Raw genomic sequence first — 13,733 nt, 5'->3', positions numbered from 1 at the left:
GCTGGTTGTGGGGCGCGCTGGCCATCGTGCCCATGGGCACGGCCTGGGCGCAGGTGGCAGCTGCGGGCGCAGCCGAAGCCGCGAGCCAGACCTTCACGCTGGGTACGGTGGAAGTCAGCGTGCGGCGCGAGGCCGAGGAGCTCGGGGCCGGCGACATGCAGCGTGTATCCAGTGCCGAAATGGAGCGCAGCAACGCCAGCACCGTGGCCGATGCCGTGCGCAATCTTCCTGGCGTGAGCCTGTCGCGCAACATCCGCAACGAGGAAATGATCAATCTGCGCGGCTTCGATTCGCGTCAGGTGCCCATCTTTGTGGACGGCGTGCCGCTGTACGTGCCCTATGACGGCTATGTGGATCTGGGCCGCTTCACCACCTTCGACCTGGCCGAGATCAACGTGGCCAAGGCCGGAGCCTCGCTGCTCTACGGCCCCAATACGCTGGGCGGCGCCGTCAATCTGGTCACGCGCAAACCGGTCAAGCCCTTCGAGGGCGACGTGCGCCTCGGAGTGGGCAGCGGCGGCGAGCGCAGGGCGAGCTTCAACCTGGGCGGCAACCAGGGCAACTGGTACTACCAGCTGGGTGCCTCCTACCTGGAGGCCGACAGCTTTCCTCTGCCCCGGGGCTTCAGGGATTACAAGAAGCAGCCCACCGATACCGGCAGCAAGCGCGAGAACGCCGACCGCACCGACAAGCGCCTGTCCTTCAAGCTCGGACTCACGCCCAATGCCACGGACGAATACGCCATCGGCTATGTGCGCCAGGAAGGCGAGAAGGGCAATCCGGTCTACACCGGCCAGTCCACGCAGAAGAACGCCGTGCGTTACTGGCGCTGGCCCTACTGGGACAAGGACAGCCTGTATTTCCTGAGCACCACCCGTCTGAACAGCAGCAATGTGCTCAAGACGCGCCTCTACCACGACACCTACAAAAACGGTCTCGACATGTACAAGGACGCCAGCTACACGGCCCACGATCCGACCAGCGGCTACAAGGACGTGAGCAAGGGGGCCAGCGTGGAGTGGGTCAACTACGCCTTCTCCGGTCATGAGCTGCATGCGGCCTTCCACTACAAGCAGGACGAGCACACCGACGCGGCTTCGGGCAAGGACCCGCAGAAGCACTACCGCGATGTGACCACCTCGCTGGTGCTCGAGGATCACATCGCCCTGGCCGAGCGCTGGCGCCTGACGCTGGGCCTGAGCCACGACCAGCGCGATGCCAGGCAGGTCTACCAGTGGCCCACGGGCTCCACCAGCGCCACCAACGGCCTGGCACGCCTGAGCTATGCGCTCACGGCCCAGGGCGACGAGGTCTATCTGATTGCCTCGCACAAGAGCCGCTTTGCGACCATCAAGGACCGCTATTCGGCACGCATGGGAACGGCCCTGGCCAACCCCGACCTCAAGCCCGAGGTGGCCAGCCATCTGGAGCTGGGCCTGAGCGGCAAGCCCTGGCAGGGCGGCAAGGGACAGGCGGCCGTGTTCTACAGCCGGGTGCGCGACCAGATCCAGACCATGGTTGTGGACTCCACGGCCTGCGGCGGCAAGACCTGCAACCAGGCGCAGAACGTGGGACGCACGCGCAATGTCGGTTTTGAGGTGTCGCTGGCGCAGCAGCTGTCGGCCCAATGGGCTGTGCATGCGGGCTACACCTATCTGAGCCGCACCAATCTCAGCGATCGCAGCATCACGCTGACGGACACGCCGCGCCAGCGCCTGACGGCGGCCCTGCAATGGAGTCCGCAGGCCCAGTGGCAGCTGCGTGCCGAGCTGGAGGCAGAACAGGGCCGCAAGGTGCCGCTGTCGGCCAGCGGACAGGCACAGGTCTATCAGATGGCCGGCTACGGCGTGGCCAATCTGCGTGCGCGCTATCTGCCGCGCCCGGACACCACGCTGGACTTCGGCGTGGCCAATCTGGGCGACAAGTGGTATCAGCTGGCCGACGGTCTGCCCATGCCGGGGCGCAGCTGGTACGTGAATCTGGGCTACCGGTTCTGATGGCCATGGAACACCTGCTTCAGACATCGCTGACCTCGCTGACAAGACGTGACTGGCTGCGGAGTCTGGCGGCCCTGGGCATGGCCGGCGGCCCGGCCCTGGCGGCGGGAGCGCAACCCGCTTCGGACGCCGGCATACAGGTGGCGGCCGTGGGCGGGCTCGTGCTGTGCGGCGTGTGGCCGCGCGTGGCCGAGCAGGCCAGCCACGCCCTGACCATGCCGGTCACCACCGTGGCGGCCGCACCCAAGGAGGGCGTGGTGCCCGCCTTCGCGCGCGGCCAGGCGCAGATGCTGCTGATCCACGCCAGCGACGAAGCCATGGCACTGGAGGCCAGCGGCATGGCTGGCTCTGCGCGCGTCTGGGGCTGGAACGAGCATGTCATTGCCGGCCCCGCTCATGACCCCGCCGGCGTGCGTTCGGCCGCTGACGGCACGCAGGCGCTGCAGCGCATTGCCCAGACCGGCACCCCCTTTATCGCGCTGCGCGATCCCGGCAGCTATACCGTGATGCAGCGTCTGTGGCGGCGCGGGGGCATACGCCCCGATGCGCGCTGGCTGCGCGCCGACACCGGCCCGCGACCACAGGCCGTGCTGGAGCTGGCTGCGCGCGAGCAGGCCTACGCCGTGGTCGGCCATATTCCCCTGGCCTTCGGCAAGATGGGCGCCCCCGGCATAGAGCTGCTGCTGCACGGCGATCCGCTGATGCGCAGACCCTATGTGCTGCTCACACCGGGCCCGCGCCATCCGGCCACAGCGCAGCAGCGCCAGGCGGCTGGCCTTTTGGCCGAGTACCTGCTGTCTGCGCCCGGCCAGCGTGCGCTGGAAGCGGCCAGCGGTGTGAACGGTCCTTGGGTGTTTGCGCGCGACAGCGTGCCCGCCGGCATGAGCGCCGGTGTCGATGGACAGACTTGAGTGAAGGAGCAGCATGAGCACCGCTATGACGCCGCCGCTGGCGGCATTGATTTACCCCGATGAGCGGCACGATATCGAGGACTTGCTGGAAGGCGTGGCGCGGCGGCTGCAGCAGTCGGGCCGCAGCGTGGGCGGGCTGGTGCATCGGCAAAGCTGCTATGCCAACGGCAACAAATGCATGCGTCTCGTGGATCTGCGCAGCGGCCAGCAGTTCGAGATGACCGAGGATCTGGGCGCGGCCTCGCGGGCCTGCAGCCTCAATCCTCAGGCCCTGGCCCGGGCCAGCGAGGTGCTGCGCCAGGCGCTGGCCGATGGTGTGGAGCTGGCCGTCGTCAACTGCTTCGGCCAGCTCGAAGCCGCCGGCGGCGGGTTTGTCCAGGAGATCGCCGCCTTTGTCGAGGCCGGCATTCCCGTGATCACGGCCGTGGCGGCCCGCCACGAGGCCGGCTGGCAGAGCTTTACCGGCGGCGCCTTCGTGCGCCTGCCGGTCGATGAACAGGCACTGCTGCACTGGTGCCGCCAGCAGCTGCAGCGCGAAGACCCGGGAGACCGGTCATGCTGACGCGGCGCCAATGGCTGCAGGCCGGTGCTGCGACGTTGGCCTCGGGCCTGCATCAGAGCGGGGCCTGGGCGCAGGATGGCGGCTCGGTCATTGCAGCGCGCTTTGGCTCGCTGCCGGCACGGCCTGGCCGCGTGTTCGCTTCGGGGCCGCCGGCAGGCGTGCTGCTGGCCGCGCTGGCGCCTCAGCAGCTGCTGGGCTGGCCCATGCAGCTCAGCGACGCGGCGCGCGCCCATCTGGGTGCGCCACTGCAGGCTTTGCCCTATCTCGGGCGCCTGTCGGGCCGTGGCAGCACGCTGCCGCTCGAAAAGCTGCTGGCGCTGCAACCCGATCTGGTGCTGGACTCCGGGACCTCCGACGCCACCCATGTCTCTGCCGCCGAACGCCTGGCGCGCCAGACGGGCCTGGCCTGCGTGCTGGTGCAAGGCAGCCTGCCCGAACATGCGCACCAGCTGCGCGAGGTCGGCGCCCTGCTGGGTGCGGCCGAGCGCGGCCGGGCCCTGGCCCGCCATGCGGACGAGGTCGCGGCTCTGGTGCGCGCCGTGACTGCCGGACTCGGTGAGCAGGCCCGGCCGCGTGTCTATCTGGGGCGCGGCGCCAACGGTCTGGAAACCGGGCTGGCCGGCTCCATCAATGTCGAGGTGATCGAGTATGCGGGCGGTCGCAATGTGGCGGCCCAGGCCGGCAGGGGCGGACTCACGCGCGTGTCCATGGAGCAGATCCTGGCCTGGGACCCCGAAGTCATACTGACCCAGGAGTCGGGCTTTGCCGAGCGCGTGCGCCAGGATCCCTTGTGGCGCGGCGTCAGCGCCGTGCGCAGCGGCCGTGTGCACTGCGCGCCCGTGCTGCCCTTTGGCTGGCTGGACGGCCCGCCCAGCGTGAACCGGCTGATCGGCGTGCGCTGGCTGCTTGAGAAGCTGCATCCGGGCCGCTTCGCCCAGCAAGGTGTCAAAGCCCTGGAGCAGGCGGTGAGCGAGTTCCATGCGCTGTTCTATGGTGTGCAGCTGTCGTCGGCCCAGCTGCATGGGCTGCTGCAGCTGGCGCGCTGAATGCATGAGGCTGGCATGAAGTCATTCGATATCGGGGAAGGTGCCCAAAGGTCGAAGGAAGCGGCAAGTCCGCAAAGCGCGGCATCGAGCAATGCCGCAGGGCATGGTCGCCAGCGCGGCCCTCTGCGTGCGGGCATGGGTTGGTGGCTGGCCCTGCTCTTGCTGGCTCTGGTGCTGCTGTGGGCGCTGGGCTCGGGCCAGTTTGCGCTGGCGCCGGCACAACTGGCCGAAGCGCTATGGGCGCGGGCCATGGGGGCGGATTCGCCGCTGGCGCCAGCGGCCGAAACCGTGCTCTGGAACATCAGGCTGCCTCGCATCGCAGCCGGCATGGCGGTCGGTGCGATGCTGGGTGCGGCCGGTGCGGCCTACCAGGGCATGTTTCGCAACCCGCTGGTCTCGCCCGATATTCTGGGCGTGTCGGCCGGCGCGGGTCTGGGCGCCGTGGTCGCCATCTATCTGGGGCTGTCGATGTTCGCCGTGCAATGGCTGGCCTTTGGCGGCGGGCTGGTCGCCGTGGCTGTCGTGGTGGCCGTCAGCGCCTGCGTGCGCAGACATGATCCGGTGCTGGTTCTGGTGCTGGCCGGTATTGCGCTGGGCGCCTTGCTGGGGGCCGGCATTGCCCTGATCAAGACCCTGGCCGACCCGAACACCCAACTGCCGTCCATCACCTTCTGGCTCATGGGCGGCCTGTCGGCCGTGACGCTGCAGGAAGTGGCCGCCACGGCTCCCGTGATGCTGGCGGCCCTGCTGCCTTTGCTGCTGCTGCGCTGGCGCATCAACCTGCTGGCTCTGCCCGATGAGGAAGCGCGGGCTCTGGGCGCGCCGGTCGCGCGGCTGCGCCTGGTGCTGGTGGTTTGCGCCACGCTGGGCACGGCGGCGGCCGTGTCGCTGGCCGGCATCATCGGCTGGGTCGGGCTGGTGGTGCCGCATGTGGCGCGCCTGCTGGTCGGCCCCGATTTCGTGCGCCTGCTGCCGGCCTCGGCCCTGCTGGGCGCGGGCTTTGTGGTGGTGGCCGATACGTTGGCCCGCACCATGGCGCGCATCGAGCTGCCGCTGGGCATTTTGACGGCCCTGGTTGGCGCACCATTCTTTCTGTATCTGCTGGCCCGCACGGGTCGCCGTGAAGGACAGGCCTGATGGCGGTGCTGGACTTGCTCGGGCTGCGCACCGGCCACGGTCGCCGTGTGGTCAGCGAATCGGTGGACCTGTCCATTTCCACCGGCGAGGTGCTTTGTCTGCTGGGCCCCAACGGCTGCGGCAAGACCACGCTGTTTCGAACGGTTCTGGGCCTGCTGCCGCCGCTGGCGGGGCGGGTGCTGGTGCAGGGCCAGCCGGTGCAGCACTGGCCGCGCGCGGAGTTCGCGCGCCGCGTCGGCTATGTGCCCCAGGCACAGGCCGGAGTGTTTGCCTTCGAGGCGCTGGACATGGTGCTCATGGGCCGCGCTGCGCGCCTGCCCCTGCTGGCCAGGCCCTGCGGCGCGGACCGCGCCATGGCACTGGCCTGCATGGAGCGGCTGCAGATCGCACATCTGGCCGCACGCCGCTACACGGAGCTCAGCGGCGGCGAGCGGCAACTGGTGCTGATTGCGCGCGCGCTGGCGCAGGAGCCGGCGCTGCTGGTCATGGACGAGCCCACGGCCAGCCTGGACTTCGGCAACCAGATTCGCGTGCTGGAGCAGATCGAGGCGCTGAGCGCCCAGGGCATGGCCATGCTGCTGTCCACCCACCAGCCCGAGCACGGCTTGCGTGTGGCCAGCCGGATCGCTCTGCTGGGCCATGGGCGACTGCTGGGCGTGGGCGAGCCGCGCGCCGTGGCCGCGCCCGCAGCGCTGGCTGAGCTCTATGGTGTCAGCGAGGCGGCGATTGCCGCCCATCTATCGGGCGGCCGCTGAAGTGATCAGCGCAACGAGGCGCTGGAGGCAAAGAAGGCCGGATGCTCGTAGATGTCCTGGGCAGCGAGTCGCAGTTGCAGCGCCTGCTCTGGCTGGCGCTGCTGTATGCGCCGGGCCAGGCCTTGCAGCAGCGGCACGGCCCTGGCGGGAGCGCTGGGCAGTTGTTGCAGTCTCTGCAGCGCGCTGTGCACAACGCGCAAGGTGCTTTCGGACAGGAGTACATCCGCTTGCAACTGGTGCAGGATCAGCACGGCCTTGCCCACCCGCAGCGCGGCCAGGCCGCAGTCGGCCGCGTCCTGCACGGCGGGGGCGCTGACTTTTTCGCAGGCACGCACCAGGCGCAGCAGGCGGTGGTAGAGGCGGGCGCGCCACACGCGCACGTCTCGGGCGTGCGCCGGGGCCGAGGCCATGTCCTGCAGCTCATGGACCATCATGGCGCGCAGGCCGTCCAGCCTGCCTTGCGCGGTGACGGGCAGGATGAAGCGATAGGCCGCCCAGCCGGCCAGCGGGCCGGTAACGATGGCAAAAGCCATGGACAGCGAGTGGCCCACATCGAGCTGATAGGGGAAATGCGGCGACAGTGCCAGCAGGATCACCATATTGCAGTCGAAGCCGTACAGCGTGGTGCGGCGGTGGCTGAGCAGCAGGGCGCCAAGGAAGATAAAGGGCAGCATCATCAGCACCATCTGCAACTGGCTGTTGGCAAACGGCCAGGCAAACCACTGGCAGGCCAGCGCCACGCCCGCGCCCATGGCCTGACCCAGAATCACAAAGCGCATGGTGAAGGCCGGGTTCTCGAAAGAGGAGAACACGGTGATCATCACCGACAGGCCCAGCAACATATAGGCGCCGCCATGCCAGCCGGTGACCACCCAGATCAGGCCGACCAGAAAAATGGAGCTGAATGCCCGCAGCATGGCCCGGCGCGCGCCCACCCAGTCGCTGTGCAGGACCACGGGCAACTGACGTGCGCGATGGTGGGCTGGCAGAGTCAGGTCGCTGGCAGCCACAAAGTGGGCCTGCAGGGCCAGGCCGATATTGCCCAGAATCTCTTCGGCATGGCCCCAGCCTGCGGCGGCGTTGCGGGCCGTGGCAATGGCGTCGATGGCGGCCAGCGGTGCGGGCTGGGTTTCCAGCAGCTTGGCAGCTTGCCTCAGTGCAGCCGTCATGGCTTGGGCGTGGTCGGGCGAGAACTCGGCCGTGAGGGTCTTGCCCGCGCTGTCGCGCAGCCAGAGCAGGGCCGAGATCTGGGTATTGATCAGGCGGCGCAGCGCCCGCACGGCGCGGCGCGAACGCTGCGAGCCTGCGGCATGGGGGTCCAACCCTTCCTCGATGGCAGCCATCACGACAAGGCGCTCGGCCAGGTCCCTGGGGCTGAGGGCGCTATGCCCGCTGGCCGTGGCCTGGGCGGCGTCGGCGATGTCGCGCAGCAGACGGGCGCAGAGCCGGCGCACCCGGCCGTCACCGGGTATTTCGGCGCTCACGGGCGTGAACAGCCAGCCTACGACCAGGGCGGCGGCCACGCCGGTCAGGGCGGTAAACAGGCGATCCCAGCCCAGCGCGTAGACATGGGCAGGGTTGCCGTTGTCCAGCAAAGCCACCATGGAGGCCGAATAGCCGGCCAGCATGGTGCCGTAGGAGGCAAAGCTGCGCTGCAGATTGCCCATGCCCGCGCAAATGCCGATCCACACCGCCAGTCCCGTGACCAGCCAGAGCAGATCGCCATTGGCCACCAGCACCAGCACTACGCCGGCAGCCGTTCCGACCAGCGTGCCCGTGGTGCGGAAAAAGCTTTTCTCCAGCAGTTGGCCGCGCAGCGGCTGGGAGGCGGCCCAGACCGTCATGCCTGCCCATTGCGGGTGCTCCAGCCCCAGGGCCCAGGCGGCGAACACGGCAATGCAGGCGGCAAAAGCCGTGCGCAGATGCTGGCGCAGGCGGGCGCTGTCAAAGCCCCATCGCGTAGCACTCTCCAGCAGGCGGTCGTAGGCTGCCACGCTCATGCGCGCTCCTCGGTGCCGCAATGGGCTTGGGCCGAGTGCTGCTCGTGCATCTGCTCGATGCGGGCGCGAATCTTGTTGACGCCGCCCAGCATGGCTTCGACCTCGGAGTCCTCAAGGTCCTGCAGCAGACTGAGCTCGGCTTCGAGCATGGTGGCGCGGATGCTGTCCACGGCGCTATTGCCTGCGGCAGTGAGAAAGATGCGCTTGCTGCGGCGGTCGGCCGCATCGGCACGGCGCTCCACCCAGCCCTTGCCCTCAAGAATGTCCAGCAGGCGAACCAGGCTGGAGCCGTCCAGCCCCACGCGCTCGGCCAGTTCCTTTTGCGTCACGCCGTCACCCCAGGCGCGCAGGTGCAACAGCGGCGTCCAGGTGGCGTCGGTCAGGCCGCTGGCGGCCAGCTGTTCTTCGACAAAGCGCCGCCATTGGCGGGTCAGGGTGACCATGAGAAAGCCCAGGCGGTCGCGGGAGGGAGCATCGGCAAAAGACATGGCCGAATTTTGATGCTTTTGCAATTAATTTGCAATTCAAACTAATTGAGTCTGCATTGATATATAGGGTATTCCCCTGTTTCTCTGCGGCATAAAAAAAGAGAGCTACAAGCGCTCTCTTTCAAAGGGTTTCAGACCTTTAGATGTTGTATTTCTAATCCAGTCAAGCGCAAGCCGCTATCAAAACAGTGTCGGAATCCAGAGATTCAGTACCAGTCCGGCGACCAGCAGCCAGGCGAACAAAGCCAGGGCCAGAATCAGCGGCCGGGTGCCGGCAGCGCGCACGGCGCGGATATGGGTGGTCAGGCCCAGAGCGGCCATGGCCAGGGCCAGCAGCGCGTTGTCGAGTTGAATGCCGACGCTGACCACTTCCTTGGGCAGCACGCCCAGGGAGTTGACGCCGGCCATGGCCACGAAGCCCACGGCAAACCAGGGAATGGTGATCCGGTTGGCGGGCTGGCCGTTGTTCACACCCAGGGCCCGCTCGCTGCGTGTCAGCCACATGGACAGCACCAGCAGGAAGGGGGCCAGCATCATCACGCGCACCATCTTGGCGATCACGGCCGTGTCTGCGGCCTGGCTGCCGATGGCTTCGCCGGCGGCCACGACCTGGGCCACCTCATGCACGGTGGAGCCGACGAAAACGCCGTACTGCTGCATGCTGGTGTCTATCCAGCCGTACTCGGCATTCCAGTGAAACAGCGCCGGGTAGAGAAAGGTGCCGATGGTGCCGAACACCACCACGGTGGCCACGGCCACGGCCACGTCTTCTGCGCGGCCCTTGACCACGGGTTCGGTGGCCAGCACGGCGGCAGCGCCGCAGATGGAGGCGCCGGCCCCCACCAGCATGGTGGTTCGCTTGTCCATGCCCAGCAGCTTCTGGCCTATCCACTGCGCCAGCAAAAAGGTGCTGGACAGCACCAGCGCATCGATCACCACGCCGGCCATGCCGACCTGGCCGATGTCCTGGAAGGTCAGGCGCAGACCGTAGAGCACGATGCCGGTGCGCAGCAGGCGGGCCTTGGTGAAGGCGATGCCGCTGGCACACTGGCTGGCGATGGCGGGATAGACGGTGTTGCCGATCAGCAGACCGATGATGATGGCCAGCGTCAACGCGCTCAGGCCGTTGTTCTTGATGACCGGAAACTGCGCGGCCCAGGTGGCCACGGCAGCGATGGCGCCCGCCAGCAGCAGGCCGGGGATCATCCCGCCGGTCTTGTGCATCCAGCCTTGCGAGGGTGCGGAGTTTTTCAGTGTTGTAGTGTTCATCGTGACCTTTCGCAGCAGGCAAGACAACAGGTCTGATTGCCGGCATGGAGGTCACTTTAGATTTCTTGGTTATATTTGTATAACTAATAGTTTTTGTAAGATCAACCTGTAAAACAGGTAGATTGGGCTATCTGGCTCCTGCAATCCGACTCAATCATGGGCGGGATGAGCCGGCGCTAGCCTGCTGTCATCGATACGAATATACGAATCATCGTCATGCTGCATCTCACCTTGCGTCAGTTCGAGATCTTCTGCGCCGTGGCCCAAAGCGGAACCACGGTGGCGGCCGCAGAGGCCGTAGCGCTTTCCCAGTCGGCCACCAGTGCCGCGCTGCAGCAGCTGGAGCAAGGCCTGGGCGTGCAGCTGTTCGAGCGCGTGGGCAAGCGCCTGGTGCTCAACGATGCAGGCCGCGCGCTGCTGCCCCAGGCCCTGGGCGTGCTGGAGCAGGCAAGAGGCATAGAGCAGACGTTTTCCGCGCGTGCGGCCAATATGCCGGTGCGCCTGCGCGTGGCGGCCAGCACCACCATCGGCACCTATGCGCTGCCCGAAGTGCTGGCGCGGCTGGCGCGCTCGCATCCGCTGGTGCGCGTGGACCTGCAGATCGCCAATACCCAGGAGGTGGGCGAAGCCGTGCTGGCCATGGAGGTCGACATGGGCCTGATCGAGGGCAGCAGCCACTGGCAGGGGCTGGAGGTCGAGCCCTGGCTGCGCGACGAACTGGTCATCGTGGCATCGCCGCAGGACCCGCTGGCCGAGCAGGCGCGCAACAAGCCGCTGGGCGTGGCAGCGCTGCGCAAGGCGGCATGGCTGCTGCGCGAGGCGGGCTCGGGCACGCGCGAGATGGTCGAGCATGCGCTGCTGCCGCATCTGCACCAGCTGCCTGCAACCGCCACGCTGGGCAGCTCCGAGGCGATTGCGCGCTGTGTCGAGCAGGGGCTGGGCATCAGCTGTCTGTCGCGCGTGCTGGTGCAGTCACAGCTGCAGGCGCGGGCGCTGGAGATTCTTCCCACCACCTTGCCGCGCATGTGGCGCAACTTCTCTTTGGTGCAGCGCGCCGGCAAGCGCCGCTCGCCCGCGCTGCAGGCCTTTGTCGATGCCTGCAAGGCCGGCGAGCCGCCGCCGCTTGCAGCGTCCGCAGCCCAAGCGCCCGACATGCTGTAGCGCTTGAATGACAGTCGCAGGCAGCTATGGTTTTCTTGACAATGATTTTGCTTGCGGCGGCGGTTTTTGCCCCTATATTGGATAGACAAGTCGGGCGCGGGTTGCACAGCGCCTGCTTCCACAAGCAGGGAGGAACACCATGAAAACTATCGATGAAATGCTGCACCTGGACCTGCTCACTCATGAACAGCATCTGCAGATCAGCCACTGGATCGACGATGCGCAGTCCCCCGAGGCCATTTTGCAGATGCCTGCCGGACTGTGGCAGGCCGTGGAGCGGGCCAGCCAGGCCATGGGCGTGAACGAGGATTTGCTGCGTCCGCCGGCGCTGGACGCGGGCGGCCTGACCTTCAGTCAGTAAGTCGCTGCACCTGGCCTTGAGCGAAGACTGCCTCAAACGCAGGCTGCATAACTGCAGCCTGCTCTGATTTTCATTTCAGCGGGATCGCCGTTGCCTGCGGCACGGCCACGGCGGTGACGCTGTTCTGGGGCGAGCCCTCGATCACCCGGTCCGAGTAGGTCATATAGATCAGGGCATTGCGCTTGGCATCCACCATGCGCACCACACGCAGGCGCTTGAACAGCAGCGAGGTGCGCTCGGTGAACACTTCTTCCTGCTGCCTGAGCGGCGCGGGGAACTGGATATTGCCCGTGGCCTGGCAGGCGATCGACGCCTCCGAGCGATCCTCGGCCAGGCCCAGGCCGCCCTTGATGCCGCCGGTCTTGGCGCGCGAGACATAGCAGGTCACGCCCGGCACCTTGGGGTCGTCATAAGCATCGACCACGATCTTGTGATCCGGGCCAATCCACTTGAAGACGGTGTCCACGGAGCCGATCTGCTCGGCATGGCTCATGCCGACAAAGGCCATGGTTCCTACGGTGGCGGCCGCAACGGCCAGAGCGGCAGAGAGCAATTTCATGGTGGTGCGCATACGTTGAATTAAGGGTTAACCCTTGTTTTTTGACAGGGCATTGAGTCCTGGGCAAGGGATTGGCAGCCGGCCTTAGGACAATACCCGCTGCTGCAGAACTTTCTGTATTGCATCACGGTTTGCCCCGGCCTGCTGGCGGGCACCGGCTGCTGAGACGCCGCCACAGGCATGACACAGCGCATGCCGGACTTCCGAACTCCCTCTTTGATCTGCGACGGCCCCTTGGGCGGTGGCTCCATGCAAGTGCCGCATCCGCCGGATGTGGCCGTTATCTATGTCGGTGAACGTTTCTGCGCCCGGTCTGAGCGCTTCCTCCCTGCTGTTGATGGCACTGGCCTGTGGCCTGTGCGCGGGCGGCAATTATTTCAATCAGCCACTGCTGCACTCGATTGCCTCTCATTTCTCGGTCAGCGAGTCGGCAGCCGCGACCAGCGTGACGCTGGCCCAGGTGGCCTATGCAGCAGGCCTTTTGCTGCTCGCTCCGCTGGGCGACAAGCTGCAGCGCCGCGGCCTGGCCGTGAGCCTGATGCTGCTGGCGGCCCTGGGGCAGGCGCTGTGCGGCCTGGCGAGCCAGTTCGACCTGTTCCTGCTGGGCACGCTGATGGCCGGTCTGTTCTCGGTTGCGGCCCAGGTGCTGGTGCCCATGGCGGCGGCACTGGCCCAGCCGGGGCAAAGCGGGCGGGCGGTGGGCTGGGTGATGAGCGGTCTGCTGCTGGGCATCTTGCTGGCCCGCAGCGTGGCCGGCATGGTCTCGGAGGCCTGGGGCTGGCAGGCCGTCTACCAGGGCGCTGCGCTGGTGATGGCCGTGGTGGCGCTGTGGCTGTGGAAGGCGCTGCCGGCATCGCGCAACCCCAGTCCTGTCAGTTATCCACAGGTGCTCAGAAGCATGTGGCATCTGCTGCGCAGCCAGCCGGGTCTGCGCCAGCGTACCCTGGTCAGCGCGCTGGCGTTCGCCTCGGTCAGCGTGCTGTTCTCGACCATGGCGCTGCAGTTGTCCAGCGGCCCCCTGGGCCTGGATGACGGGCAGATCGGCCTGATCGGTCTGGCCGGCGCGGCAGGAGCCCTGGTGGCCACACAGGCGGGGAGGCTGGTGGACAAGGGCCTGGGCCGCGTGAGCTGCGCCATCGGGGCGCTGGCCCTGCTGCTGTCCTGGCCTCTGCTGTGGGTGGGCGGAGCGCATCTGGGCTGGTTTGTGCTGGGCATGGTGGTGATCGATCTGGGCCTGCAATGCCTGAACATCACCAACCAGGCCACGGTGGCCCAGTTGCTGCCCGCAGCGCGCGGCCGCATGAATGCCGTCTATATGACGGGCTATTTCACGGGCGCAGCGGCGGGCTCGGCCCTGGGGACTCTCGCCTGGGGCATTGACGGCTGGCAAGGTGCCTGCGTGCTGGGCCTGGCCCTGGCGCTGCTGGCCTGCCTGGGCACTTTCAGGATGCGCAAGACCCATGGCAGGCTTGTCAGTCTGGTCTAGA

General features: G+C 67.2%; 13 protein-coding genes. 9 read left to right on the top strand and 4 right to left on the bottom strand.

The window, feature by feature from the left end:
- Positions 1-32 precede the first annotated feature (32 nt).
- The 6 genes from QYQ99_RS09035 (at position 33) to QYQ99_RS09010 (ending at position 6,408) form a co-directional block, all read left to right on the top strand.
- Positions 33-1,997, top strand: a complete 1,965-nt coding sequence (locus QYQ99_RS09035) for a TonB-dependent receptor plug domain-containing protein (RefSeq protein ID WP_302093144.1) — start codon at positions 33-35, stop codon at positions 1,995-1,997.
- Positions 1,998-2,002: 5 nt separating this feature from the next.
- Positions 2,003-2,908: a substrate-binding domain-containing protein gene (locus QYQ99_RS09030; protein ID WP_302092330.1), complete on the top strand. Its 906-nt coding sequence runs from the start codon at positions 2,003-2,005 to the stop codon at positions 2,906-2,908.
- Between the two features lie 13 nt (positions 2,909-2,921).
- Positions 2,922-3,470 carry a DUF2478 domain-containing protein gene (locus QYQ99_RS09025; protein ID WP_302092329.1) on the top strand — a complete coding sequence of 183 codons (549 nt, stop codon included), beginning with the start codon at positions 2,922-2,924 and terminating at the stop codon, positions 3,468-3,470.
- Positions 3,464-4,516, top strand: coding sequence for an iron ABC transporter substrate-binding protein (locus tag QYQ99_RS09020; RefSeq protein WP_302092328.1), 1,053 nt, complete (start codon positions 3,464-3,466; stop codon positions 4,514-4,516). The genes QYQ99_RS09025 and QYQ99_RS09020 overlap by 7 nt, the downstream gene beginning before the upstream one ends.
- 135 nt (positions 4,517-4,651) lie before the next feature.
- Positions 4,652-5,653: a FecCD family ABC transporter permease gene (locus QYQ99_RS09015; protein ID WP_302093143.1), complete on the top strand. Its 1,002-nt coding sequence runs from the start codon at positions 4,652-4,654 to the stop codon at positions 5,651-5,653.
- Positions 5,653-6,408, top strand: coding sequence for an ABC transporter ATP-binding protein (locus tag QYQ99_RS09010; RefSeq protein WP_302092327.1), 756 nt, complete (start codon positions 5,653-5,655; stop codon positions 6,406-6,408). Before QYQ99_RS09015 ends, QYQ99_RS09010 begins: the two co-directional genes overlap by 1 nt.
- 5 nt (positions 6,409-6,413) lie before the next feature.
- Here the strand turns inward: QYQ99_RS09010 and QYQ99_RS09005 are convergent, their stop codons facing one another.
- From QYQ99_RS09005 to QYQ99_RS08995, 3 genes are all read right to left on the bottom strand, one after another.
- Entirely contained in the window at positions 6,414-8,408 is a 1,995-nt protein-coding gene (locus tag QYQ99_RS09005) for an FUSC family protein (protein WP_302092326.1), read from the bottom strand.
- A complete protein-coding gene (locus tag QYQ99_RS09000; RefSeq protein WP_302092325.1) occupies positions 8,405-8,896 on the bottom strand; it encodes a MarR family winged helix-turn-helix transcriptional regulator in 492 nt (163 codons plus the stop codon). Before QYQ99_RS09000 ends, QYQ99_RS09005 begins: the two co-directional genes overlap by 4 nt.
- Positions 8,897-9,076: 180 nt before the next feature.
- Entirely contained in the window at positions 9,077-10,165 is a 1,089-nt protein-coding gene (locus QYQ99_RS08995; RefSeq protein WP_302092324.1) for a YeiH family protein, read from the bottom strand.
- 216 nt (positions 10,166-10,381) lie between these two features.
- Between QYQ99_RS08995 and QYQ99_RS08990 the strand changes: the two genes are divergently transcribed.
- Both QYQ99_RS08990 and QYQ99_RS08985 read left to right on the top strand, forming a co-directional pair.
- A complete protein-coding gene (locus QYQ99_RS08990) occupies positions 10,382-11,326 on the top strand; it encodes a LysR family transcriptional regulator (protein WP_302092323.1) in 945 nt (314 codons plus the stop codon).
- Positions 11,327-11,465: 139 nt separating this feature from the next.
- Positions 11,466-11,687 carry a hypothetical protein gene (locus QYQ99_RS08985; protein ID WP_003058848.1) on the top strand — a complete coding sequence of 74 codons (222 nt, stop codon included), beginning with the start codon at positions 11,466-11,468 and terminating at the stop codon, positions 11,685-11,687.
- Positions 11,688-11,757: 70 nt separating this feature from the next.
- Here the strand turns inward: QYQ99_RS08985 and QYQ99_RS08980 are convergent, their stop codons facing one another.
- Complete coding sequence (locus QYQ99_RS08980; protein WP_302092322.1) at positions 11,758-12,258, bottom strand: CreA family protein; 501 nt, start codon at positions 12,256-12,258, stop codon at positions 11,758-11,760.
- Between the two features lie 274 nt (positions 12,259-12,532).
- On the opposite strand from QYQ99_RS08980, the gene QYQ99_RS08975 reads away from it, so the two are divergent.
- Positions 12,533-13,732: an MFS transporter gene (locus QYQ99_RS08975; protein ID WP_302092321.1), complete on the top strand. Its 1,200-nt coding sequence runs from the start codon at positions 12,533-12,535 to the stop codon at positions 13,730-13,732.
- The last annotated feature ends 1 nt before the right edge of the window (position 13,733 follow it).

The sequence above is a fragment of the Comamonas testosteroni genome, from assembly GCF_030505195.1.
In the GTDB taxonomy this organism is placed as follows: domain Bacteria; phylum Pseudomonadota; class Gammaproteobacteria; order Burkholderiales; family Burkholderiaceae_C; genus Comamonas; species Comamonas testosteroni_G.
Note: the sequence above shows the minus strand (reverse complement) of the source record. Positions and strands in the feature narration are given on the sequence as shown.